This is a genomic window from Novosphingobium sp., assembly GCF_036820275.1.
Classification (GTDB): domain Bacteria; phylum Pseudomonadota; class Alphaproteobacteria; order Sphingomonadales; family Sphingomonadaceae; genus Novosphingobium.
Map to the genome: position 1 here is coordinate 1 of NZ_DAISLT010000056.1, position 23,521 is coordinate 23,521.

Annotated in this window: 26 protein-coding genes and 1 pseudogene; 9 read left to right on the forward strand and 18 right to left on the reverse strand. The window is 61.1% G+C overall.

From position 1 onward, the window contains the following. The 3 genes from V7066_RS26410 to V7066_RS26420 form a co-directional block, all read right to left on the reverse strand. Window positions 1–229 (reverse strand): hypothetical protein (locus tag V7066_RS26410; protein ID WP_334185903.1); only part of this gene is annotated, 229 nt, incomplete at its 3' end. 78 nt (window positions 230–307) lie between these two features. Further along, window positions 308–565, reverse strand: a complete 258-nt coding sequence (locus V7066_RS26415) for a hypothetical protein (RefSeq protein ID WP_334185904.1) — start codon at window positions 563–565, stop codon at window positions 308–310. Window positions 566–577: 12 nt separating this feature from the next. Next, entirely contained in the window at window positions 578–1,003 is a 426-nt protein-coding gene (locus V7066_RS26420; RefSeq protein ID WP_334185905.1) for an IS110 family transposase, read from the reverse strand. A 962-nt stretch (window positions 1,004–1,965) separates the two neighbouring features. Between V7066_RS26420 and V7066_RS26425 the strand changes: the two genes are divergently transcribed. The 3 genes from V7066_RS26425 to V7066_RS26435 all read left to right on the forward strand — a co-directional run bounded on the left by V7066_RS26425 (window position 1,966) and on the right by V7066_RS26435 (window position 4,155). Continuing rightward, window positions 1,966–3,102, forward strand: coding sequence for a PAS domain-containing sensor histidine kinase (locus V7066_RS26425; protein WP_334185906.1), 1,137 nt, complete (start codon window positions 1,966–1,968; stop codon window positions 3,100–3,102). A 77-nt stretch (window positions 3,103–3,179) separates the two neighbouring features. Further along, the gene (locus V7066_RS26430) at window positions 3,180–3,554 is read left to right on the forward strand and encodes a response regulator (protein WP_334185907.1); all 375 of its coding nucleotides are present in this window, start codon (window positions 3,180–3,182) and stop codon (window positions 3,552–3,554) included. Next, window positions 3,547–4,155 carry a PA2169 family four-helix-bundle protein gene (locus V7066_RS26435; protein ID WP_334185908.1) on the forward strand — a complete coding sequence of 203 codons (609 nt, stop codon included), beginning with the start codon at window positions 3,547–3,549 and terminating at the stop codon, window positions 4,153–4,155. Before V7066_RS26430 ends, V7066_RS26435 begins: the two co-directional genes overlap by 8 nt. 313 nt (window positions 4,156–4,468) lie before the next feature. Here the strand turns inward: V7066_RS26435 and V7066_RS26440 are convergent. From V7066_RS26440 to V7066_RS26480, 9 genes and pseudogenes are all read right to left on the reverse strand, one after another. After that, window positions 4,469–5,499 (reverse strand): annotated as a pseudogene (locus V7066_RS26440) (IS110 family transposase). A 109-nt stretch (window positions 5,500–5,608) separates the two neighbouring features. Continuing rightward, the gene (locus V7066_RS26445) at window positions 5,609–6,457 is read right to left on the reverse strand and encodes a glycosyltransferase family 2 protein (RefSeq protein ID WP_334185909.1); all 849 of its coding nucleotides are present in this window, start codon (window positions 6,455–6,457) and stop codon (window positions 5,609–5,611) included. Then, window positions 6,454–7,041, reverse strand: coding sequence for an SAM-dependent methyltransferase (locus tag V7066_RS26450; RefSeq protein ID WP_334185910.1), 588 nt, complete (start codon window positions 7,039–7,041; stop codon window positions 6,454–6,456). Before V7066_RS26450 ends, V7066_RS26445 begins: the two co-directional genes overlap by 4 nt. Then, the gene (locus V7066_RS26455) at window positions 7,038–7,706 is read right to left on the reverse strand and encodes a PIG-L deacetylase family protein (RefSeq protein WP_334185911.1); all 669 of its coding nucleotides are present in this window, start codon (window positions 7,704–7,706) and stop codon (window positions 7,038–7,040) included. The genes V7066_RS26450 and V7066_RS26455 overlap by 4 nt, the downstream gene beginning before the upstream one ends. Beyond that, on the reverse strand, window positions 7,700–8,827 hold the full coding sequence (locus V7066_RS26460) for an acyl-CoA dehydrogenase family protein (RefSeq protein WP_334185912.1): 1,128 nt from the start codon (window positions 8,825–8,827) through the stop codon (window positions 7,700–7,702). Before V7066_RS26460 ends, V7066_RS26455 begins: the two co-directional genes overlap by 7 nt. Beyond that, window positions 8,827–9,861 (reverse strand): glycosyltransferase, encoded by a 1,035-nt coding sequence (locus V7066_RS26465; protein WP_334185913.1) that lies wholly within the window; start codon window positions 9,859–9,861, stop codon window positions 8,827–8,829. The genes V7066_RS26460 and V7066_RS26465 overlap by 1 nt, the downstream gene beginning before the upstream one ends. Beyond that, window positions 9,858–10,790: a glycosyltransferase gene (locus V7066_RS26470; protein WP_334185914.1), complete on the reverse strand. Its 933-nt coding sequence runs from the start codon at window positions 10,788–10,790 to the stop codon at window positions 9,858–9,860. Before V7066_RS26470 ends, V7066_RS26465 begins: the two co-directional genes overlap by 4 nt. Beyond that, entirely contained in the window at window positions 10,783–11,919 is a 1,137-nt protein-coding gene (locus V7066_RS26475; protein ID WP_334185933.1) for a glycosyltransferase, read from the reverse strand. The genes V7066_RS26470 and V7066_RS26475 overlap by 8 nt, the downstream gene beginning before the upstream one ends. Window positions 11,920–11,992: 73 nt before the next feature. Further along, on the reverse strand, window positions 11,993–14,215 hold the full coding sequence (locus V7066_RS26480) for a catalase (protein WP_334185915.1): 2,223 nt from the start codon (window positions 14,213–14,215) through the stop codon (window positions 11,993–11,995). Window positions 14,216–14,449: 234 nt separating this feature from the next. On the opposite strand from V7066_RS26480, the gene V7066_RS26485 reads away from it, so the two are divergent. Beyond that, entirely contained in the window at window positions 14,450–15,175 is a 726-nt protein-coding gene (locus V7066_RS26485) for a Crp/Fnr family transcriptional regulator (protein ID WP_334185934.1), read from the forward strand. A gap of 19 nt (window positions 15,176–15,194) precedes the next feature. On the opposite strand, the gene V7066_RS26490 is transcribed toward V7066_RS26485, so the two are convergent. Continuing rightward, window positions 15,195–15,449 carry a hypothetical protein gene (locus tag V7066_RS26490; protein ID WP_334185916.1) on the reverse strand — a complete coding sequence of 85 codons (255 nt, stop codon included), beginning with the start codon at window positions 15,447–15,449 and terminating at the stop codon, window positions 15,195–15,197. Between the two features lie 47 nt (window positions 15,450–15,496). Between V7066_RS26490 and V7066_RS26495 the strand changes: the two genes are divergently transcribed. Further along, window positions 15,497–15,856 (forward strand): hypothetical protein, encoded by a 360-nt coding sequence (locus V7066_RS26495; protein ID WP_334185917.1) that lies wholly within the window; start codon window positions 15,497–15,499, stop codon window positions 15,854–15,856. 886 nt (window positions 15,857–16,742) lie between these two features. Here the strand turns inward: V7066_RS26495 and V7066_RS26500 are convergent. The 4 genes from V7066_RS26500 to V7066_RS26515 all read right to left on the reverse strand — a co-directional run bounded on the left by V7066_RS26500 (window position 16,743) and on the right by V7066_RS26515 (window position 19,517). Continuing rightward, the gene (locus V7066_RS26500; protein WP_334185918.1) at window positions 16,743–17,810 is read right to left on the reverse strand and encodes a sensor histidine kinase; all 1,068 of its coding nucleotides are present in this window, start codon (window positions 17,808–17,810) and stop codon (window positions 16,743–16,745) included. 152 nt (window positions 17,811–17,962) lie between these two features. Continuing rightward, window positions 17,963–18,349: a PRC-barrel domain-containing protein gene (locus V7066_RS26505; RefSeq protein ID WP_334185919.1), complete on the reverse strand. Its 387-nt coding sequence runs from the start codon at window positions 18,347–18,349 to the stop codon at window positions 17,963–17,965. 71 nt (window positions 18,350–18,420) lie between these two features. Further along, window positions 18,421–18,867 (reverse strand): ferritin-like domain-containing protein, encoded by a 447-nt coding sequence (locus V7066_RS26510; RefSeq protein ID WP_334185920.1) that lies wholly within the window; start codon window positions 18,865–18,867, stop codon window positions 18,421–18,423. Window positions 18,868–18,932: 65 nt separating this feature from the next. After that, window positions 18,933–19,517: a DUF4142 domain-containing protein gene (locus V7066_RS26515; RefSeq protein ID WP_334185921.1), complete on the reverse strand. Its 585-nt coding sequence runs from the start codon at window positions 19,515–19,517 to the stop codon at window positions 18,933–18,935. Between the two features lie 319 nt (window positions 19,518–19,836). On the opposite strand from V7066_RS26515, the gene V7066_RS26520 reads away from it, so the two are divergent. Together V7066_RS26520 and V7066_RS26525 are read left to right on the forward strand one after the other, a co-directional pair. Next, window positions 19,837–20,094, forward strand: a complete 258-nt coding sequence (locus tag V7066_RS26520) for a GlsB/YeaQ/YmgE family stress response membrane protein (protein WP_334185922.1) — start codon at window positions 19,837–19,839, stop codon at window positions 20,092–20,094. Window positions 20,095–20,143: 49 nt separating this feature from the next. After that, window positions 20,144–20,998 carry a transglutaminase family protein gene (locus V7066_RS26525; RefSeq protein WP_334185935.1) on the forward strand — a complete coding sequence of 285 codons (855 nt, stop codon included), beginning with the start codon at window positions 20,144–20,146 and terminating at the stop codon, window positions 20,996–20,998. Window positions 20,999–22,094: 1,096 nt separating this feature from the next. On the opposite strand, the gene V7066_RS26530 is transcribed toward V7066_RS26525, so the two are convergent. After that, window positions 22,095–22,343: a hypothetical protein gene (locus tag V7066_RS26530; protein WP_334185923.1), complete on the reverse strand. Its 249-nt coding sequence runs from the start codon at window positions 22,341–22,343 to the stop codon at window positions 22,095–22,097. On the opposite strand from V7066_RS26530, the gene V7066_RS26535 reads away from it, so the two are divergent. Next, complete coding sequence (locus V7066_RS26535) at window positions 22,342–22,704, forward strand: response regulator (protein WP_334185924.1); 363 nt, start codon at window positions 22,342–22,344, stop codon at window positions 22,702–22,704. The genes V7066_RS26530 and V7066_RS26535 overlap by 2 nt on opposite strands. A gap of 377 nt (window positions 22,705–23,081) precedes the next feature. Next, the gene (locus V7066_RS28850; RefSeq protein WP_442947383.1) at window positions 23,082–23,390 is read left to right on the forward strand and encodes a hypothetical protein; all 309 of its coding nucleotides are present in this window, start codon (window positions 23,082–23,084) and stop codon (window positions 23,388–23,390) included. The last annotated feature ends 131 nt before the right edge of the window (window positions 23,391–23,521 follow it).

Sequence of the window (23,521 nt, forward strand, 5' to 3'; positions counted from 1 at the left end):
CCCACATCCTTGCGATATCCGCTCGTCGTTGGTCGAGGTGTCGTGCCGCAGCGGGCGAGAGCTGGATCCGGCCGAGCAGTGCATCGAACTGATGAAGGTGATCATGGCGAATGAGCTCAAACTGTTCAGCAGTCAGTGCTCCGTTCTCCACAAGGTGGTGGCAGAGCGACGTGAGGGCAAAGGTGCCGGCGAGAATTGTGGCCGAATCCGTCAGGCCGGTATCGCACATGTCGTCCCTCCTTGTTGAACCCGCTCACGATGGCCGACCTGCCAGCGGCGTCAAGCTCGCTTTGGGCGGCCATGTCGCTCACCGCCACGCGCAAAGTCCCCAAGGCATCAGGCTATACCCCGGGATCGTCATCAATAGCCGCGTTGCCCTGCTATTGCGGGCTGCTGCCAGCAACTGGTGGTCAAGATTGGCCGCATGCTTGCGGATGTCACGCCAGGCATCGAGCAGTGGCAGTATGATCCTTGCCAGGCTGTCATTCCCGGTAAGCAATTCCTTGACGTGCCCTTCGAAGACCCGCCCTTTGCTCTTGGGCACGATAAGGCCGAATGTCTTCATGACCCCACGGATTTAGTTGCTGAGCTGGATTGACATGCCGGCGACCTGCTTGCGGACGCCGATCAATGTGCGGTCCAGCATGGCCTCGAAGCTCTTCACGCGAACGGCCTTGTAAAAGCCTGCCTCGGCCAACTGCGCCAGGCCATCAGCGTCATTGGCGTCGGTCTTGTTCAGCGTTTCGCTCGGAATCTTGTGCGCGTGGCGTGCTTCGATGCAGATCGCCGGCACACCTGCTGACGTCAGCGCGTGATAGAACCATGTCGAGAGGGGGCCGGTCTCGAAGACTACGCGCTTTGCAAATGGAGCCCGCTTACGAATAATCTCTGCCAGCAACGCCGGATCTGACGGGCATTTGCCCCGCCAAATCCGAGACCCGCCCTGCCGGGTTGAAATCGCAGTGTCTTTCAGTGAAACGTCCAAGCCGATATACTGCTCCATGGTTGCTCTCCATCCGATGTTTGGGCCCGGTGCCAATCGAGAGCCCGTTTTTCCATCTTATCGGGGAGCAATCACCTCGCAACCAAAGCAGGATGGCGGGGCCGAATCGCACCGCGATTACCCCATGTTCAATAACAGGCGCCTGCTGGAGCCGATTGGAAACATTCCGCCGGTCGAAGCCGAGCAACGTTACTACGCTATGCTGGACGACGTCCCGCTAGCTGCCTACTTTAAGAAAACTGGCCTCCGGCATTCTGGGGGCGGTTCAGTACGCCGACTGGGAGTTCTTCTTGGCGGTGACGAATGCCGGCTCGATCCGGGAGCTAGTCATTCAGCTTCAACAGCAGCTTTCCCCGGTAGACGCTCCGGGCAAGGGTTGGTTTTTTCGAACTCTCTGGCCGCTCCAACGGTCTGCACCTGCTGGACGGTGAGATATCCAACGTGGGTTGAAGAATGATGAGCGGCTCAGGGTTGAGGCGGCAAAATGGCCCTCTTCAGCGGTAGGAGATGTCTAGCGAGCGCGCGTTCTTCACTCGATCTGTCTACCCACGCCAAGAGGCTTCTGTTCTGATAGCGGATATTCGCAGTCGGAATTCCACGGCGGTCCGGCTGGCAGGCTGTCCATGGAATCAGGAACGCCGTTCCGAATTAGGAAAGGTTGGAATGTTCTGGTAGAACCGGTTCGATGATGTCCGGAGCAAAGTGATCCGCACACCTCATGCATTGGACACTGGGTACCCATACCATGTCGTCAAGTTCTTCATTCCCGCAAGCAGCCGGTAGCTTACCGGAAGGCCGTAGCGAAACCAAGGTTTTGCGCCAGCTTAACGTTCTGAGAGACGTCAGCCCAGAATGGACGGTGATGTCCGCGCATGGGTCCGGCTGTGACCAGGACAGATGGGGTTATTTCGCGCTGCGCTTCGAACCGGAATCTCGCGCGACGGTCGAGGCGATCAGGGCCTTTGTCTGAGAACCCGCTTCTCGAAGCGCCAGGATCGGGCGTAGAGCTTGATTTCGAGGACCTTTTCGAGACCGCGCCTTGCGGATACCTTTCGACGGATCGGAACGGTCGCATCACCCGGGCGAACGGTACCTTTGCCGGCTGGATCGGGATTGCTGCCGACAATCTGGTGGGAAAACGCTTTTCCGAACTTCTATCAACCGCATGCAGGACTTTCTACGAGACTCAATTCGCGCCGATATTGCGTATGCAGGGCAGCTTCAGCCAAGTCGCACTGGACATCGTCGCCGCCGATGGTCGCATCCTCCCCAGCCTGGTCGACGCGATCGAACGCCGGGATGGGGATGGGCGGATCGGGTTCATTCGGTTGACGGTATTCGTCGCTACCGAACGACGCGCTTACGAACGCAACTTGCTACGCGAGCGCAACGAAGCTCAGGCCGAAGTTAAAGCAGCGCATGCAGACTCGGATTTGCGCGAACAGTTTATCGCCGTGCTCGGACATGATCTGCGCAATCCGGTGGCTTCAATCGTCAGCGGTATTCGTATGCTCGATAAGGAAGAACTGAGCGAACGCGGGCGCATGGTACTGCGCTTGATGGAGGGCAGCGCCGTGCGGGCTTTCGGGCTGATCGACAATGTCATGGATTTCGCCCGAGGTCGCCTGGGCGGAGGCATTACGTTGTCGCGCGATGCACGCGAACCCCTGGAGACGGTGCTACGCCAAGTGGTCGAGGAACTGCGCTCAATTGCACCGGAACGGCAGGTCGATGTCCTCTATTTTCTTGATGAACCGGTCGACTGCGACCGCCTCCGCATCGGACAATTGGTTTCGAACTTGCTCGGAAATGCTTTGACGCATGGTCTCCCGGGCACCCCGGTCAGGCTGGAGGCAAGAACGGTGGATGGAAACCTGACAATTGAAGTCGCCAACAGCGGAAAACCCATCGCGGAGGACACCATGGCACGGTTGTTTCAGCCCTTTCAGCGCGGCACCGGTCGCGGACAAGGATTAGGTCTCGGATTGCATATCGCATCCGAGATTGCCCGTGCGCATGGCGGCATGCTCGCGGTGCGCTCGGACGACGGCGAAACCCGTTTCACTTTCACCATGCCACTAATGAACACGGCCAGGTAAATTCTCCGCTGCCGAGAACTTCTTCGCAGGAGCGGCATTGATTAGTTACCGGGCGGCTCCCCGGCAGGAGAGCGCTCGTGCATGGTGACTATTTCGGAATGACGGTGCTGGTTGTTGAAGACGACGCTCTGATGCGAATGCTGGCCGCAGACATCTTTACCGAGGCTGGGTTCAAAGTTGTCGAGGCCGGAAGTGCCGCTGAAGCGCTAAATCTTCTTAATAATAAAGAAGATATCGGCCTGATGTTCTCGGACATCGACATGGGTGGGACAATGGACGGGCTCGAATTGGCTGAACTCGTGCACTGGCGTTGGCCGTTGGTACGGCTCCTGCTGACATCCGGCGATCATTGTCCGAGCATCGAAGCCTTGCTGCAGCCTGGACAATTCATTCGCAAACCCTGGAAGCCGCTTAGCTTGATGGAGAGGGTTGAAGAGATTCTCCGTGCCTAGCCAGAGCCCGAGCCGGAATTTCAATGGGGAACACGAAATCGCACTGACCCAGGTTAATTTTTGGTCGATGGCTGCTTCTTTTTACCGGCGTCGGCGTTTTGCCACAGTCCGGACGATAGTCGTTCCGACCAATTTGATTGGAATGAAAATGCCTGAGACTTCCCACGATATCTCGACGCTCAACTCCTTGATTGCGACCACAATCGACAGTGTGGACGGTTATACCGAGGCGGCGAAGGACAGTGAAACCGGTCGCTTCGGATCATTGTTCACCAGCCGCGCTTCCGAACGCCGAGAAGTTGCCTCGCGACTTCAGCAGGAAGTTGTCCGTCTGGGCGGCAATGCGCAAGACGACGGCACTGTTCTTGCCGGAGCGCACCGCATGTTCCTCAATCTCAAGGCGTCAATGACCGGTCATGACGACAAGGCGATTGTCAACGAAGTCGAAGCGGGCGAGGATCATATCAAGGCGAAGTTCGAAGATGCTCTAGAAGACCGCGAACTCTCGCCTGGAGTGCGTCAGTTGATCGAGACGTGCTACGCCTCGGTCAAGGCGGGCCACGATGAGATGCGCGACATCAAGCATTCGATGAAACGTTGAATGCCAACTTTTTGAGGAGAAGGGCTGGCGGCGTGGCCGCCAGTCCGCTCTTCTGTGGATGGCTCCCGCGTTGCAAGCATAAAGTGATGATCTGGCGTCGGGTAGGGGGCAGTCGTCTGTCCGGCCTGTTGATGCAGTCGGTGCAGACTGCTGGCCCTGATGTTGTCCGCGAACAAGGTCTTATCGGCTTTGCAGGCTCTTACGCCTATGACTGACCTTAGGTTGTCCTTGTTCCCGGTCCGACCGGTTTCGCCATCACATCCTTCGCTCTCACAACCTCGTGAAGCTGATCTCCTCAGCCAAGCTCTATGATCTATGCCATCGCCAGCACAGGCGCATGCCCGCTTTCGAAGACGCCGCCACGCGGCATGAGCGCCCATGCGATCCGCGCCGTCTTGTTAGCGATGGCGACCGAGACGACGCGCACTGGCTTTCTGGCGAGCAGCGCGACAAAGCGAGGATCGACCGTGTCAGGCTTTTGCTTGGCGTATCGGACCAGCGCGGTTGCACCGATAACCAAGAGCTGCCACCGATGTTTATTACCCATCTTAGCAGTGCGCCCCAAGCGCTCCTTGCCGCCACTCGAACTCTGCCGCAGGGTCAATCCCAGCCAGGCGGCGAACTGGCGCCCAGAAGAGAACTGGCTCGGGTCGGTCACAGACGCGGCAAGCGCGGTGGCGCCGATCGGCCCGATACCAGGGATCGTCGCCAAGCGCCGGGCCCTGTCGTCACTCCGCTGCAGAGCGGCGAGCCGCAGATCGAGCTTGCGCAACTGGGCATGAAGCTGGAGGCAGTTGCCCTGCCTGCATGGCGATGACGTTCTCTGCTTCAACAGGCAAGTCGAGCTTCGATTCCCCGTCCACGACCTCGCGCGCGATCTGCAGCGCCTTGCTGATCCCGACCGGGATGGCGACCCCCAGTTCGGCGAGTACGCTGCGCATTATGTTGACCAGCTGGGTGCGCTGTTTGATCAGAAGGTTGCGCACGCGGTGCAGCGACAGAGCCGCCTGTTGTTCGTGCGACTTGATCGGCACGAACCGCATCGTCTGACGTGTGACCGCTTCGCAGATCGCTTCCGCATCGGCGGCATCGTTCTTGCCGCGCTTCACATACGGCTTCACGTACGCCGCCGGCCTCATGCCTCCGCTTGGTGAGCTCGCGCGCCCAGTGATGCGACGTTCCGCAGGCCTCAGCGCCTACCAAGCACGCTGGCAGTTTCGCGAAGAACGGCAGCATCTGTGATCGCCGCAGCGCCTTGCGAATGACGACCTCACCGGTCGCGCTGATACCGTGAACCTGAAAGACGTTCTTGGCCAAATCCAGGCCGATCGTGCTAATCTCCATGGCGGGTGGCTCCTTTGCTCGGGTTGCATGACAGCAAACCCATCTTGGTACTTAGATGCCGTGAGCGGGAGCTATTCACCTCATCCGCTCTTTAGGCCAGCCCTTCTCTTTAGGAGAGTGCCGCGAGCACGCGGGCTGACGCGAGTTCGGTGACCGTAGGCGCTCTGTGGACCACGATCCGGTCCTCGGTCCAGGCGATCAATCCCGCGCGGTGGAAGGCGGAGAGCCAGCCCTCCATCGGCCATTGCCCCCACTTTTCCCGGAATATACGCGCGTTGCGCACGATATCTGCGAAATGCTGGAACGGCGGCTCGAACGTATCGTGGAACTGGTGGAAAGCTCCGGGTCCTCCCATGAACAGCAGCGGTAGGCCCGTCTCTCTTGCGCGAAATCCGAAATCGGTATCTTCCGCGCCATAGCCCGTGAAAGCCTCGTCGAAACCGCCGAGGTCATGGAAAGTGTCGCGCCGTATGCCGAACACCAGCGACCAGAATAATCCCGCGTCATGCACCGCACGCAGTCCGCTGGCGGGAAAACTGCGCGCCGCATGTCCCGACGAACGCGACAGCAGATCGGCCTCCTGCCACTCTTCCCGTGCGTCATCCGGCCCGAGATAGCGCACTTGCGCGCATACCAGCGCGTCGTGCGCTCCAACCACTTCCGCCATGGCCCCGACCAGACCCCGCATGGGAATACAGTCGACGTCGAGAAAGAGCAGCACTTCTCCGCCTGCTTCTCGCGCCGCCGCATTGCGCGCGGCTGCCAGGGGAAGACCTGTCTGGGCAAGGCGCAGGATTCGCACCGAAAAGGGCACGTCGTCCACGGCGACCGGGCGGGCACTCCCCATGTCCACGACGACCAGCTCGTCCGGCCTGGCCGCGCTGCGGCGCAGCCCTTCGACCAGTTGCGCCAGATGCGCTGGCCGGTCCTTGACTAGGGTCAGGACGCTAATCGTCATGGCAGCAGGCGCCATAGATCGAGCCGATAGTGCGGCATGCGATCCGCCGCGAGAACCTCGACCCGCGTGCCCAACATGGTCCGTAGTTTGAGAACGGCCTCGTCCCCGCTTTGAGGATAGTCGGTTGCGCCGGTCCAGTGAACCAGCAGCACTTCTCCGTTCGGGGTTACATGCGAGCCCAGCCACCGGGCCGCCTCCTGCAAGTCGGGGTCGGACCAGTAGTAGGCGACTTCGGATAGCACCACGAGATCGAACGAGGGGGCTGGTGCCAGTCCGGGGAACGCCATCCTGGCAAAGGACACATGGCCGATAGCCGCGCAGCGCGCCCTTGCCGCGCGCAGCGCAGTCGGGCTGACATCGACGGCCAGCAGCTTGTCGAAATGGGGTGCCAGCATCTGCGTGAGGACGCCCTTGGCGCAGCCGAGCTCTAAAGCGTTCTCGTAAGTCCGGTTCCCAAGAACGCCTATTGTATGCGCATATTTCTCACGCTCATAGGTGCTTGTTTCCAGGTCCCACGGGTCTTCGGTCTGTCGGAACATCTCTTCGAAATACTCGGGAGTAATGCTGGCGGATGGCCGGATCATGGGAATCTCCGCAGGAACAGGGTGTCGGCGGCAGGCATTCGCCGGCGATCTGGGGGCAGGCGAAAGCCCGGACCTCGAAAAGCTGTGAGTTGGCTGCGATGCGCGCGCAGGGCCTGTCGGCGTTTTCCGGCGAGCATCGACCGCGTGCCGAGCTTTCGGTAATCGCGCCCCTGCGGAACCTCGGCCCAAACGCAGTACTCCGCCACGATCAGCCTGCGTTTTGCGGTGGCACGCACGGCATAGGCGATGCTGGCGGCAGCGGCATGATCGCAGTGGGGTTCGTGCCGGGCGGTCACGGCGATGGCATCGACCCGCAGGCGGCGGCATAAGGCACCGAGCACCGAGGCCGTGCGGGCGAAGGTTCTGCTTTCGGGCGCCGCGGGTGCGGCATCTTTCCAGCCGAGGTGAATGGGCCGGGAACCGCGGCTGCTTGTCAGCAGACAAAGAGCCGCAGCGGCTTCCCGTTTCCGCAGTGCCGCAAGACCGGCGCTATCGGCATGCGATCCCGATCCGTCGGTGAGATAGACGAGCGCTGCGAAATGGCCGCTGGCTGCGGTCTGGCTGATCAAAGCGCCGGCCCCCAGGGTTTCGTCGTCGGGGTGCGGAGCGAGAACGAGCCAGCGCAAGTTGCGCCAGGGCCGGTCGGCGAGCGAGAACGTCACCATAAGCCGTCACCGTCGCCCCAGGCATCGCGATCGAGCCAGGCCAGCGCCGCCTGGTCGCGGGCGTGATCCGGGCCGGCCTGGCGAAGGTAGAGGGCGAGGTCGCGGGTGATCTTATCGATCCGGCCCCCGTCCATGGCGCTGCGGGTGCCGACGATCCGAGCGGACAGTTCCATCACGTCGAGCGCGGCGCGCTCGACCACGCCGCGGGTCATGCGGGCGAAGGCCGGGCCGTCCCTGTCGTCCCGAGCCGCGCGCATCGCGCATTCGCGGACCCAGAGATAAGCGGTGCGGGCAGCGGCTACGCCGTCTGCGAACCTTGCGCGTTGCAGCGGGTCGCGTCGCGCGGCCTCGGACATGGCGAGCCGGGTCTCGGTAAGCAATGCCTCGATACCGCCAAGCTGCACGGCGGTGAAACGCCAGGCTCCGGTGGTGAAGCGCGGGTCGCGGTCGTAGTCGCCGGGCAGGCCCAGCAGGTCGATCTCCTCGATGGGGATGCCCGTCAGATTGTAAAGCCCGCTGTTGGTGGCCCGCATGCCGCGAACGCGCCATCCCGAAAGGTCGGCGCGGTCCGGGTCGTTGGCGGGCACGATCACCATCTGCCGTGAGCCTTCGGGCGGCTGCGCCGTGATCACGGCTGCGGCCAGCCCTCCAGCGCCGCTTGCGAAGGACTTGGCGCCGCTCAGCCGGTGCACACTTTGGCTATCGATGACGAGTGCCACGCCGGGGGGCGGTTCCGTGGCCCAGACGCCGTAGAATGCCCCTTGCTCCAATTCGCTTTCCAGGCGGGTCGCCTGCGCGGGAGAGCCATACCATTCGAACAAGGCGAGGGCATTCACATGGCCTTCGTAGAGACGGCCCAGACTGAGGTCGGCGCGCCCAACGATTCGTAAGACGTTCAGCAGTGCGTGGTGCCGGGTCGCTGCGTCGGCGAAACCGGTGCCGCCGCTGGCGATCGAAGCGAAATCGCGGTGTAGTCCTGCCGAGGCGAGGCAGCGCATGCTGTCCGCCGGAAAGACCGGCGCCGCATCGTAGCGGGCACCAAGATCCGCAAGGCGCGGCGCTATGGCGGCCGCTCGCACCGGCGGTGCTTGCCGATCGGAGGCGGCTAGGGTGGATGCCATTACGCGGCGTGCTCAAGGCAAGGAGCGGCCAGTTCGGCCAGCCAGGATGCGGCCTTTCGCGCACCGGCTATATCGTGCAGGGCGCTTTGCGCTTCGGGCGGAAGGCGCAGGGCCTGTTCGATGAGGTTCGGCCAGCATTCTGCGACGGGCCATGCGGGCAGGACAAGCGCGGCCTGCACTGCGGCGAGGCCCGTGGCTGTGGCCTGCTGCTCCCCGAAAGGGCGGCTTTCGGGAATGCAGATAAAGGGTCGCCCGGCTGCCATCACCGCGCCGACCAGACCATCTCCGCCCGCGCCCACGACGATCGCGGCCTGGGCGATCTCCCGCTCGGGTATATCGCTCCATCCGGCGAAAGTCAGGTTCGGTGGGACATTCGCGGGGACATGGGCCGGGCCGATCACGCGCCATTCGCATGCGGGACATGCGCGGGCCGCGGCGGCAATCCGCGTCCCGTCGCCGGGCACTCCCCCACGTCCGAAGACGGCCAGCACGCGGTGCGCCATCGGGGCATCGCGGGCAGGCGCGGCGGTGATGCCGGGGAAATAGCTGGTCTTCTCGCGCACCCAATCGGGCGTGCCGGGCGCTTCCAGCAAGCGAGAAAAGGGCGCCAGCAGAGCCGTCGCTCCCCGGAACGCCTCGAGATGGGCGGTATCGCCGCGCTCGCCATTGAGGCGGACGCAGATCGTCGGGACCGAGGCGAGCCGCGCCAGCATTGCCACTTCGACCGAGACGTCCACGACCATCAGCGAGGGGCGCTCCTGCGCGATCCAGCCGGCAATGCGCGCCACGCGGCCGCGGATGCCGGCATGATCGAGCGGTGCGTAGTGGAGCGCGGCGGGGCGGCAAGGCGCCTGATCCGATCCGTCGAAGCGGAGGGAGGGCGGGCGGTCGTCCGGCAGATCGATGCCCGCGTCACCGATGCCCGTGCCCAGCAGCACGACGGGCCGTCCAGAAGCGGCGGCAATGGCGGCGGCGCGGGCACGGTGCCCGGCGCCGTGGTGATGGACATAGTAGCCGATCGGGCGAAAGGTCACGAAACCAACTCCAGGGTCATGTCATGCGGCATCGGCGGCAATTGCGGTTCCGTCTGCGCGATCAGGGCCGCGCCTTCCGGACTGGCCCGCAGGCGTTGCCGCCACATCGCCCGCTCGCGCCAGTGCGAGAATGCAGGCGCGCGGGGCGGCTCGCCGCGCGCGGCAAGGTCGAACAGATCCTGCATGGCCAGAGCCATGCCGGCATCTGCCCGGCCTTCGCGGCGGGGGGAGACGAAAGTGAAGACATCGGCGGGATGGGCGAGCCGTCCGCCTTTCGCCAGCGCGGCCGTCACCAGCGCGCGGTCCTCGCCCGAAGCGAGCGGCGGCACTCCGCCGCAGCGAATGTAAAGTTCCGCCCCGATTGCCAGCGAGGCGCCGGTATGATCGCCGTGGCGCGGCGCCGGATCCCACGGCACCGGGTCGAGGTCGTCCTCGATGGCGCGCACGGCCTGCCAGTATCGCTCCCAGGCCCGGCGCAGGACCAACACGCCCGGCGGCAAAGGTTCGGCCGGTTCGATGGCGATCCGGCCGCCGACCAGATCGGCTCCACGCGCAATGGCGCGGGCTATGTTGGCGAGCCATTCGGACGGCGGCCGGGTATCCGCGTCGGTGCTGACCAGGACACCGCTTTCGGGTGCCGTCAGCAGGGCGAGGCCCATGGCCATCGCCATCCGACGGGCAACGCCGGCGTGGGCACGGGCCGGGGGGAAAGTCGCCTCTTCGGCATGGATCAACAGCCGTCCGGCATGGCGATGCCGGGCCTGTTCCAGCACGGCGATACTGTCGTCGGTCGAATTGTTGACGGCGACCGCGACGATGATCGGCGCGTTCCAGTTCTGTGCCGCCAGGGCGTCCAGGAGTACCGGCAGTCGGTCCGCCTCGTCGCGGGCCGGAACGCAGACGCACAAGTCGAGGCGGTCCTCAGGCATGTATGCTGTTATCCAGCGGCGGGCTAACCGCAGCTTCCGCGAGGGCCTCCGATGACGCGGGCCGTGCATTGGCGCGTCCCATGGCGATCCGGCGCCGATAGAGCGCCTCGTAACCGTCCACCATCCGCCGGGCATCGCATATGTGCTCGGCGCGCTTGCGGCAGTCGCGCCGGTCTAGGGTGAGGGCGGCACGTCCGGCGGCAGCGAGCGAGGCGACATCGTCCGGCATCGCCAGCACGCCGCAGCTGGGATCGAGAATCTCCGGGGTGGCGCCGCGCGCGAAGGCGGCCACCGGGACACCGCAGGCCAGCGCTTCGGCTACCACCAGGCCGTAGGGTTCGTCCCACATCGGCGTGCAGAGGAATGCCCGTGCTCCGCCGACCAGCCCAGCCAGGTCGCTATGCGCGAGATGGCCGACATGGACGGCATCGAGACCCAGTTGCGGGGCGATGCGGGTGCGGAAATAGTCCTGGTCGAGGATCGGTCCGGCAATGCGCAGCGGCAGGCCGATACGGCGCGCCGCGTCGATGGCGAAATGCAGGCCCTTTTCCGGCACGATCCGCCCGTACCAGACGAGATAGCCTGTCTCGTCCGCATGGCGGCGGAACGCGAAATTGTTCAGGTCGATGCCGTTTAGGATGATTTCGTCGGCCTTGGCGACATGTTCCCAGAGCGCGGCGACCGACTGCGAGACGGCGACGAAGGCATGGTTTCGCGCCGAACAGAGCCGCACGCCGCTTTCCAGCCAGCAGAAGGGCGGGGTGTGCAAGGTCGTCACCATCGGCATGGGGAGCGAATCCGCCAGGGTCACCGGCAGATAATGGAGCGAGTTGTTGTGGATCACATCGAAATCGCGGTGCCGTAGCCCATTCATCAAGCTGAGGTAGGCGTGGTGCTCCTTGAAGAACGCTACGTTGGTCGCTTCCGTTGTGCCGACGGAGGCCAGCGCGGTCTCCGTGCAGATCGCTTCAAGGCCCAGTCGGCTTTCCGAGTGGGAGGAGGCGAAAACCGTTACGGCATGGCCGCGTTCGCGCAGCGCCCGCGCGAGGAGGTGCGTGTGCATCTCAAGCCCACCGGCGAAAGGCTCTGCAATGGGGTGGAGCAGGTGGGCAATGATGCCGATCCGCAGTCGCCGTTCCCGCCCGTCGCCCAGAGACGAAGGGGCATCGGCTCCGGGATAGCGGGTGGAAGACATCGCGCGGTCAGTCAGCGAGCCGTGCATCCAGATCGACCTCCAGTTCGCGCGGCCAGTGGCGAAGCGCGCGGCAGGCCGTCAGGAAGGTTTCGGCATCCGCGCCGGTTTCCAGCGGAATGCAGGCTTCGTCGAGATCCTCGAAGATGCCGGCCCTGTCGAAGATTTCCTCAGCCTCGTCGGTAAGTCCGATGAACTTGCAATGGGCGAAGGCATCGGTGACGAAGTCTCTCGCTGCCGCGTCGAGCGACAGCAATTCGGCGCCCTCGTCGGATACGACCACAGCAACCGCGTCGAACAGCACCGAAGGCCCGCCGTCGATTTTGTGCTTCGCGGCAACGCTCGTCCCGTCCGACAGGGTGACGCCGGCGATCTTGGGCGCGATCACTTCGTAGACGGCGCCCTCGGTTTCCACGGCCTCCAGCAAGGCGGCGAAGATTTCGGCATCTGCTCCGTTGCTGAGCAGGATGCCGAGCTTGCAGCCCTTGAAGCTGTCGGGGCCGTTCTTTGCGATACTGAGCTTGTCGGATGGGGGAAGATCGGTGATCGGCGCCCGCGCCGTGATGGCCGCATCGGGAAGCGCCAGGCCAAGCCCGCCTGCAACGGTGGCAGCCAGCCCGGCATCGATGTTCAGTAAGTGCGAGACGGTGCGCGAACGGATGTCCGGACGCTCCACTTTCGACAGCTCGAAAACCAGCGCATCGCCGATGTGTTTCTGTTCGATGGGCGTCTGGCTGACGAAGAACTGCCGGGCCTGGCTGTAGTGATCGGCAAAGCTCTCGGACCGAACCCGCTGCTTGGGGCCGTCGGCCACTTCCGCAAAGCTGGTGAAGCCGCGTACCGGATCTTCGCGCGGACCGCCTTCCGTGGGCCCCCAGCTGTTCGGCTCGTAGTTCACGCGGCCTTTGGGGTTGCGCATGGCCATGTGCCCGTCCTGCTGGAAGTGGGCCATCGGACACTTGGGCGCATTGATCGGGATATGCGTGAAATTCGGACCGCCAAGCCGCTTGAGCTGGGTATCGAGGTAGGAGAAATTGCGGCCCTGAAGCAGCGGATCGTTGGAGAAGTCGATGCCGGGTGGAACATTCTGGGTGCAGAAGGCAACCTGTTCCGTCTCGGCGAAGAAGTTGTCGACCACGCGGTCGAGCACAAGGCGGCCCACGATGCGGATCGGCACGAGTTCCTCGGGAATGAGCTTGGTCGCATCCAGCACGTCGAAATCGAAGCTGTCGGCGAAGGCGTCGTCGAACAGTTGGACCCCGAGTTCCCATTCGGGGAAGTCGCCGGAATTGATCGCATCCCACAAGTCGCGGCGGTGGAAGTCGGGATCGGCGCCGTTGATCTTGACCGCCTCATTCCAGGCGACCGACTGGAGACCCTGTTTCGGCTTCCAGTGGAACTTCACGAACGTTGACCTGCCTTCGACATCAACCAGTCGGAAGGTATGCACCCCGAAGCCTTCCATCGTGCGCAGCGAACGCGGGATCGCGCGGTCGGACATTGTCCACATGATCATGTGGAAGCTTTCTGGGGTCAGGCTGACGAAGTCCCAGAAATTGTCATGGGCGGTCTGGGCCTGCGGAAAGTCGCGGTCCGGCTCGGGCTTGGCGGCATGGATCAGATCGGGGAACTTGATCGCATCCTGGATAAAGAACACCGGGATATTGTTGCCGACGAGATCCCAGTTACCCTCCTGGGTGTAGAGCTTGACCGCGAAGCCGCGCACGTCGCGGGCAAGGTCCGGGGATCCCTTGGACCCCGCGACCGTCGAGAACCTAACGAAGGCCGGCGTGCGCTCTCCCACGCGCTGGAAGATGTCGGCGCGGCTGACATCCGCCAGGCTGTCGGTCAGTTCGAAGAAGCCGTGCGCTCCGTATCCGCGCGCATGGACCACGCGCTCGGGAATGCGCTCATGGTCGAAGTGAAACATCTTCTCGCGGAAATGCAAATCCTCCAGCAACGTGGGGCCGCGCGGACCCTGCTTGAGGCTGTTCTGGTCGTCCGCGACGGGAATACCCTGCTGAGTGGTGAGTGTTTCGAGCTCCCCCCCGGCAACCTGGTGCGTATCGCCGCCGGGCGCCTGCACTTCGGCAAAAGTGAAGGATATGTCAGCGTCCGCCGGTATCGCGGGCGCCTTTTGCGGAGATTCGCCTCCCACGTCGACCGGAGCGAAGTCGCTCGGCGTGGCATTATTCGCTGCTACGGAAGGCGCTTTATCGGGCGTCCTAGCCATCTGGCTATCCTTTTGTAAATGGAATGCAAGGTGGACAAAACGTCGGAATGACGGTCGCATGCCTTGGGTCTCAGTCTCCCCTAAACATGCCGATGGAGCGCCGGGTTGCCGGGCGGAGCGCAGAATTAACTTACGTCAGTACGTTTTCCGGCGGCTTGTTCTGCAACGTCCGTGCGCCTGCGGATTTACGCCTAGTGAGGTCTGCCTCTTGCCGGACATGAAAGGAATTCCCGTCTGCTTACCGACCGCTTTCTCAGGGAGAAAACGGGCATCAATTTGTCCCTCCGCGAACGCGAAAGGCTGGAAGCGGGGATCGTCGAGGTGCGCGCATTGGAAGCAAGGCAGGTAATCGTTAGAGCCGGTACGCCGCTGCGGCACAGCATGCTGCTGATCGAAGGCATCATGTCGCGCTACATCGATGATCGCAATGGTTTGCGGCAATTGGTGGCAATCCATGTTCCCGGCGACTTCGTGGACCTTCACGCCTATCCCTTGCAGACTCTGGACCATGACGTGGCCACGATGACGTCCGCCAAGGTCGCGGTCGTGCCCCATAGCCAGCTGGATGCGATCATCTTGCAAAGTCCGGCTCTGGGCCGAAAGCTGTGGTTCGCGACGCTGATCGATGCCGCGATACACCGCGCATGGCTGTTTCGGCTGGGCCGGCTGGATGCGGTCGGCCGGGTCGCGCATTTTCTTTGCGAAACCAACATGCGTCTCGTCGCCGCAGGACTCAGCGACGGCCGGCGCTTTGCGCTCCCGCTGACGCAGACCGACTTGTCGGAGATCTGCGGGCTGACCAATGTTCATGTGAACCGCGTGCTTCGTCAGTTGCGGGAGGAGCGGCTTTGCGTGTTCAGATCATCGCTTGTGGAAATCACCGACCCGGCGGAATTAGTGGTGAGAGGGCAATTCGACCCAAGCTATCTTTATATAGACACGCAGGCGTCCGCAGTTTGATACCGGTCCCCGGTCATGTTCAGTAGCCAGTCCGCAAGAAAATCGATCCGGCCCCATCGTTGCTCTTGAATGGTTTTATGCTTTCGAACGCATCTTGGGAAGTCGCCAGCGTCAACATGTCGCAGCCGAACCCGATGGCTCGGGCGGGAACGGGGCGCAGAACTTCTTCCAGACCGGAAGTCCCGCTGCTTGGCACAACCCCGTTGCGCATTTTTACCTGAGCGTCGTCATCGTTGATCTCGCCAAAAGCCGTGCGAACTTTCGAGCCGGGCACTTATCGCGAGACTTAACGTTGAGTCAGTAAAGACAGGAGTAACGTCCATGAAACCCTTTTTTCCTCTCGTTCTTTCTGTTTTCGCGCTGGCCGCGTGTGATGGCCCGAACGAGCAAGCGGGAGAAAAGCAGGACGAAACAGCGGCGGCAGCTTCCGGTGTCGAATATACTGGGTCAGGCCCCGCGGAACGGGCGGGAGAGGTGCGGGACAAAGCCGCCAATGCGGCTCGTAAGTCGGCCGAAGCCGATGCTGCCGCGTTGAAAGCCGAAGCGATCAATGTGGAGAGGAAAGCCGATGTTACAGCGGAAAAGTTCGACGCCGAGGCGGATAGTGTAAGGGTGCAAGCAAAGAAGCGTTCCGACGAATTAAAGCGCGAGGCGGAAAAGGTTCTGGACAGTACTGATTGATGTTATCAGTCAGTTTTGAGGTCGCCGCTCATTGCGGGAGGGGGTGACCATTTTTGCCGGAATCGAACAAATTGCTCTGTCTTTCTGATTTTTTGCCTTATAATACTGGCTAATTCACTCCATCTGATCAGTAAATTCTCCGTGCGGCTATTTTGGAGTACAGGAACCGAACTGGCCGTCAAGCGCTTAGCAAGTACTCGGGTTAAGCGACCCACGTCTCCACCGAGGAGGCGCACCCGATCAGCTGATGGATTGCCGTAAATGGCCATCGGTCTGTTTCGGCCAGACTCATCGTGCTGAACCTTGGGCTCCGCAGCCGAAAAACTCCTCTGCGGGGCTTTTTTTTGCGGGTCCGTCCACCTCGCGATTGGCGTTGCGCAATCGGGCAGCATGGAGCGTCCCGGGTTTCCCGGAGGCCTTCGGGTTTGACTTATCCAGCCATATCGATTGTCTCTAGTGCTGCAGATTGCGGAGACGATTAAGAAGATTCGTGGGGAGCACTGGGACGGGAAGCCTATCAAGGCGATAAAGCGCGACTTGCCGCTGTCGCGCAACACCGGGAAGCCCGAGTAAGCCGAACAGGAGCTGGAGCCGGACCTTTTACTGCCATGCAGAAGCGCTGAATGTTTACGCAGCTCAATCCAAAATTCCTCTTCGGGTCCCGCAGGCGTCCTGTTTTCAATGTGAACACGTCAGCGCACCGGACCCGCCGGATTGCCTGCCAGTGCAGAGGTGGCTCCTCCGTGCTGGAACAAACGATCGGCACGCAAGCATCCGGGCCGCAGGGCGTCCAGGCCGCCATTGTTAGAGCTTCGGGGACCCGCTTTCCAAATGATGGCCTCGTCGGGTGCTGAACTGCGGAATTCCGGAGGGAGGAAAGCCTGCGTTAGGACGATGGAAATATTGTTTGCGTAATCGAAACGATCGTCCCCGGGTATCCGCCCTCGATCTCAACGGTCGCATGCAACTGACTGGCCAAAGCGTCGACGATACTCTTGCCGAGGCCCGGTTTTGCATCGATCAGCATCTCGGGCGTGCCAACGCCGTCATCGCTGACCGACAACGTCCAGCCGACATCTTGCACGTGATAATCGACGAGGATCTTTCCATCGCGACCCCCGGGGAACGCATGCTTGAGCGCATTGATAACCAGTTCGGTGACGATCAATCCGAGGCTGACCGAGATATCGGCAATTACGCTGGTGCCGTCGGCGGTCACCGTGATCGACACTTTGTCATGATCGTGGATCATCGAGGCGCCGAGGCTTTCGCATAGCTGAGTTAAATAGCCGCGCAGTTCGACATCGCCCAACCGCGATGCCGCGAGTTGCTGTTGGAGGGTGGCGATCGACATGACCCGATTGTGCGCATCGTGGAGATGTCCGCGCGCTTCGTCCGACTGCACCCGCCGCGCGCTCTGTAGGAGCACGCTCGCAATGATCTGGAGACTGTTGGCGACGCGGTGCTGAAGCTCCTGGAGAAGGATAGCCTTCTCGCGGAGCAGGTCATCCTTGAGCTTCTCGCTAAGCCTTGCCTCCGTTACGTCGGAGATAGTCAGGAGCAGACGAACTTGTTCCGGTTCGCCATACTCGAGCTTCTGGGCACTCAGAACGAGGCGCCGCGGAGAAGCCATGCCCTTCAGGTCAATCTCATAGGCGTCGATCATGGCATGGCCCGATAGGGTGGCGCCGAGCAACGAGCGAAGCTGTGGCACGTCCCACTCGCCTGCGCCGAGTGCGAACACCAACTGTCCGCTGACATTCGGCGGATCAAGACCAAAAGCGCGGTAAAAAGATGCGCTGCCGGCGATCACCGTCAAATCCCCGTCGAGAAGCAACGCGGGCGCGGCGGAGGCTTCCAAGATCGCCAGCGCAAGACCTCGGGCGACATCGGGATGGATAGGTCGGTTCATGATGATGCCCCTTTCCGGGGAAACCGGAAAGCTCGCAATCATGAAAGCTGTTCCGGGAAACTGCGAATCCGGCACTCTGTCCAGGAGGCAGGGACTGGCAGATACACCATAGCACCGATCACGCATAAGCCCGGCATCTATTCGGGGCCGGGCAAATGTTCCTTGTCCCGGATCCCGGGCGAGCTACGTCCAGATCAGTCGGCGCTCGTGGGCGCGGCCCGGTAATAGTCGGTCACGCGCCGGCCATAGGCTTCATCGAATACAGGTGCTGAATCCGGCCGAAAACTCGGCGCGCCTTCCAGTAGGCGTTTGTCGATGTTCGTCACATATCCGCCCTCGCTTTCTTCGAAGCGAAAAGCCGGCCATGGAATGGGGTGATAGCTCTGCCCCAATCCGAGAAATCCCCCGGTGGACAGGGTAATATAGGCAATCTGTCCGGTCCGCTCATCAAGGATAAGCTTGGCGATCGTACCCAGCTCGTCGCCGTCGCGGCCATGCACGGCCTTGCCGCGAATGTCGTCGGCGGAGATCAAGACAACCGCGCCGACGGGTGCGGCTGGTGCTTCTGTATTGGCGGCCATGGCTTGGCTCCTTTCGAGGAAATTGGGGACGGCAGGGCAATGCGGCTGCCGTCCCCAGGCAGCGCTTCCTTTCAGACGAGGCTGTGCTTCAACGCGCTGGTCTGGTCGTGCCCAGCCTTCACGAAGGTGAAGGCGTCGCGAATGACATCCCGTGTTGCGGGTTGCAGGTCGGTGTCCTTCAATGCGATTTCGAACTTCGCCTTGATATGATCCTCGCCGCGCTCGACTTCGTCGATGATCGCCTTGTCGCTCTTGCTGGCGAACGCGTGCTTGAGGTCCATGAAGATGCGATGAGCCGCGCCCATGAAACTGGAGTTATCCTCGGGGTCACCCCCAAGTCCGCGCACTTCTGCCTGCAGGGAAGCAACGACCTGTTTGCGATCGCGCGCGAAACCTGCAAACAGGTCGGCGAAGCGCGTACTCTTCGCCTCGGCGGCGGCATCCTCGAAGCCTTTCAGGCTATCGAAGGCCGTGGCGATCAGTCCGTTGAGCACCGAAATGTCATGCTTGTTATTCATGTCTGTATCCTTGATTTGGGCAGCGTAATGAACCTGAGGGAATGGGCCCCGGATCATTATGGCGCTCAATTTGCCGAGAGGGCCGATGGCAGCAGCGCACCGCCCTGCTGGAGTTGCTGCTCGATGATCGGCACGCCGTTTCCGGCAACCTGTTTGAGCGACTGGTCAACGCCATCTTCGGCATAGCCCTTGTAGGCAGCCCAATTTCCCTGCTGAACTTGTGCAGACTGGGTGAGATAGAGATTGTCGAACGATCCGCGCGGCGTGCTTCGTAACATCTTCAGCATCGAGGCGCGTTCGGCCGACAATCGGGTGGTCGGCCGGGCGATCCTGCGCTGATCGTTGTTCAGTGAGGCTAGCAGCGTCTGCTGGGAGGTTTGCGACTCTGAGATGATTCGCCGGGCATAGTCCTTGACGTCGCTGCGCTGCGAGCGTGTGAGGCTAAGCCGACTTGCAGCGATCTGAAACTGGTTGGCGTCGGATGCTGCAGCCAAGAAGGCCGGGCCATCGAGGCCATGGATTGGCGCGACGCCCACATCACCGCTGGAATAGCTACCTGTCGTTGCCGGTATGGTTGACTGGGAGAAGGCGACCGTGGGGGCGCCAAGCATTGCCGTTCCGATCAGGACGGAGATCATTACACGCTTCATGTTGATGTTCCTCGCAAACGCAAATGCCGTTGATGACGGTAATAAAATCTACGTTTGCTATATGACTGCAAGCACATGTTCCAGGATGAAAAGCATTCGCTTGGAGCTATGAAAGAACGATCCACATCAAATAAAGTTTTAAACTTTGCACATTTATTTGCGTAGACCGATTATAGCACTGATAAATTTGAACAATAGTATTGTTTAGTGTGAGGCGTATAAATTTTGGAACAATTATGCCGATTGGATGGTTCGTGCAATTCCGGTTGCGATGTGCCGACGTGGCCAAAATCGTCTTCTGGATCACGGGAGAAGGATTTTGGGAATCATCATGTGGCTCGTCGTCGGCGGCATCATTGGCTGGCTCGCAAGCGTGATCATGCGCACGGATGGACAGCAGGGCATCATCCTCAACATTGTGGTCGGCATTATCGGTTCCTTCATCGGGGGCCTGGCATTCGCGCAAGGCGACATCAACAATGCGCCGCTCACTTTCCTTACATTCCTGGTGTCGCTTGCGGGGGCAGTTATCCTGCTCGCAATCGTCAATCTTATTCGCCGCGGATCGATACGCTGACACCCCTCACCCTTGTCGCCCTGGCGGGCGTCATGGCAGCCATTTGACCATGCTGGCCATCCGGCATCGCACATCCTACCATTATCGCCAGCAGGTGCAGCTTGGGCCACATCGACTGATGCTGCGTCCGCGCGAAGGGCATGACATCGGACTTGTGTCCTTCGATCTCGACATCACGCCCGATGCTGGCATTTCCTGGGCAAGCGATGTGGCGGGCAACATGGTCGCGACCGCAACTTTTGTGGCCATGACCGACAGTCTGATGATCGAAAGCCGATCACTGCTCAGGACAGGCGCTGTCGCCTGGCCTATATTCGACATCGCCACGTCCGCGATCAACTATCCGTTTCGATACAGCGATGACGACTGGACGGATCTCGGCAGTCTGACTGTCATGCAGTATCCTGACGATGCCCATCGGCTGCGGGATTGGGCGCAAGCGTTCGTCGGTGTAAATCCTACCGATACACTTGCACTTCTGAAGGATTTGAACGCCGGGATCCCGAACTGGATCTCCTATCAGGCTCGCGACGACGAAGGCACGCAATCACCTCTGGAGACGCTGGACCGTGGCTGGGGATCATGCCGCGATTTCGCGGTGCTGTTCGTCGAAGCAGCGCGCGGCCTTGGCTTTGGCGCACGGATCGTCTCGGGTTACCTCGATAATCGTTTGGAAAACCTCATCGGCCGGCATGCGAGTGGGTCTACCCATGCCTGGGCGGAAGTCTTTGTGCCTGGCGCCGGCTGGATCACCTTCGATCCTACCAATCGCAGCGTCGGTGGCTTCAACCTTGTGCCGGTTGCCGTTGGGCGTGAGATTCTCCAGGTGACGCCGGTCAGCGGAAGTTACGGGGGACCTGCGGACATGCTGGACTATATGACTGTGAAAGTAGATCTGCACTGACAAGCGCTTACGTCGCGGATCGCAGTGCTGCCTATCGATATGGACCTTCGCCCATGGCAATTTGCCTGTCACACACCATATGAGGTTCACCTCACTTTCGAATGCCTCGTGGCCGAGAAGGCGGCCAAGCCATTGGGCGCCGTGGCCTTGCCGCCGACAAACGCGAAGCTCGCCGTGAACGAACGCGTATCATTGTCGATATGAGGAATCTGGCGAAAGGCCGATCCTGCTTGGCCCGTGTGCGGGTTCCCCGACGGTCTTCTTGTCGATCATGTCTCGGATTTCACAAGCACGCATCTGGAGCAAGGGGCCGTCGATCTGCGCAAACGGCTGATCTTCTCAGCCATCGCCCGCCCGCAAGGTCGCGGAAAGTTGGAGTGCCTGTCGGACGTTCAACACTGAACTCCCAGGCAACCTTCGCAATGGCAGGCCGACATTACCCCATCGTCTTTCGCTTGCCGAGCTTGACGCTGCAATCGGGCGCTACATCATTTCGACCTCCAACGTGCGCCACCACCAATCGATCGGTCGAGCGCCCCTCGATGCTTGGCGCGGCGAAGGCTGGCTCCTGCGCATGCCTGACACGTTGAGCGAATTGGACCTGCTCCTTGCGATGGTGGCGAAACCTCGCACCGCGCTGTCGGCACGCAGACATGCGAAATGGGGCAAGGTTTCGCCCCTTTTGACGACATCGGGGCCGCGCGAAGCACGTTGGTGATCGGGAACACGTAAGGCCCGCTCCACGTCGGTCGTAGCCGAGTTAAGCAGGCTAGGCGCATGCGTGAGGCCAGCTTCCGGGCCGATCTTGCGACAATTATCTCTGTCGGAACGCGAAATTTAGCTCTGAAATTTACAGATACCGGGATGCGGATTGCAAACACGCGCGAAATGCAAGGTCAAAGAGAGCCCGGTCGCGGACCCGCGCATGCTTGTCGAGAAAGAAGTGGATCGCCCATATCTGACGGGGTTTGAGCGCTCGCTTCGCACCAACTTTACGCCCGGCGTTCCACGACACCCTCTCGCGAGCAACGGGATCAAATTCTGATAATCCCATGACACATCTCCTGTGGCCCTGACGGCCATAGGGTAGAATGCTTCAAAGCAGGCGCGACCGTTTTCGACGTTCAACAGCCAATTCGCGCTCCCAGGTGCGGTAGGTCTGCTTCGTCATTCTGCGCGCCGCGACATATTTGCAAATTGGCCGAATATTTAAAGATGTCTGGAACTCATAGGCTCTATCGCTGTTTTGCTGATTGGGTTCGATCGGAGCCTGCGAGCCCGGCCCATGAAATCGGGACGGCAAGCCGGGCTGACTGCTGCGCCCCGCAGAAAGCCGTCTTTCCATGCCGCCTCTACCGATCGTCCTCGTTGTCGAGGATGAACCCATTATTTTGCTGGCCGCCTGCGAGATGGTCGAAAGCGCGGGATTCATTACGAGAGAAGCAGCGAACGCTACACGTGCTCTCAGAATCCTCGTGGAAAACCCCCAGATCGCGATTCTGTTTACCGACATAGACATGCCGGGCCCGATCGACGGCCTAGCATTGGCTTTTGAAGCACAGGCTCGCTGGCCGATGATCGGCATCATCATCACTTCGGGCCGCAGGCCGTTGGCTCGGCACGAGCTGCCTGCCGGCGCTATCTTCCTTGAAAAACCATATCTCGAAGGGGCACTCACGGAAGCATTAGCGAACGTTCTCTCTTGAGTCGCGCTCGCGCAGGTCTTTGCGACGTCCATATAGCAGATTTGGATACGGCCCATCTGACGAGAGGGTGCGCCGGCTGAAGCCGGGTGCGGATCAATCGACCATGGCAGCGACAAGACGCCGCAATCGATCCCGGCTTAGCAGGCCGGTGGGCCGTTGAACCGGACCGTTATGTCCGGCGGCTGGTTGGTAGATGGCATTGTCGGGACGCTTTTCCGCGCCTTTGATGTTGATATGCATGTTTTCCTAAGGTGCTGAATTTTCAGCGTTTATCTTCTGAAACCGCTGCGCCGTCTCGGCGGTTCTCCGGCTTGCCCCGGCGCCCTTTCTCGAAACGCGATCCGGCCCTTCGAAAGATCGCAAGGCGTCATTTCGACATGTACGCGATCTCCTTCCATCGAGCGGATGCAGACCTGCGCATCTTGCCCGCCGTAGGCGATGATCTTGTGCTCATTATCGACCAGAACCACGAAGCGGCCGATCGGGAATGGATTTCCTCGACAAAGCCTTCCGTCAGCGACTCTTCTTTGGTCGATCCACGGTGTCCCGAAATCGAGGGCACCCGCCGACATGCATGCGCAAAAGCGGCGATCATGAGAGCCAAGCTGATGGCTGAAAAATCCTGCGCAAGCAGGCGCAAATTCGTCAACAGCGACGATTCGAAATCCTTATACATGATAAAATAAATTCTTCAATGCCGGTGATAATTTTTAAATATTTGATCAGTTCATGGAATCCTCTCGCCGAGTACGGTGAAATTCTGTAGAAGGAAAATATTGCCGGTCATTTTTGCATATCGGCGACTGAGAGACCAAGC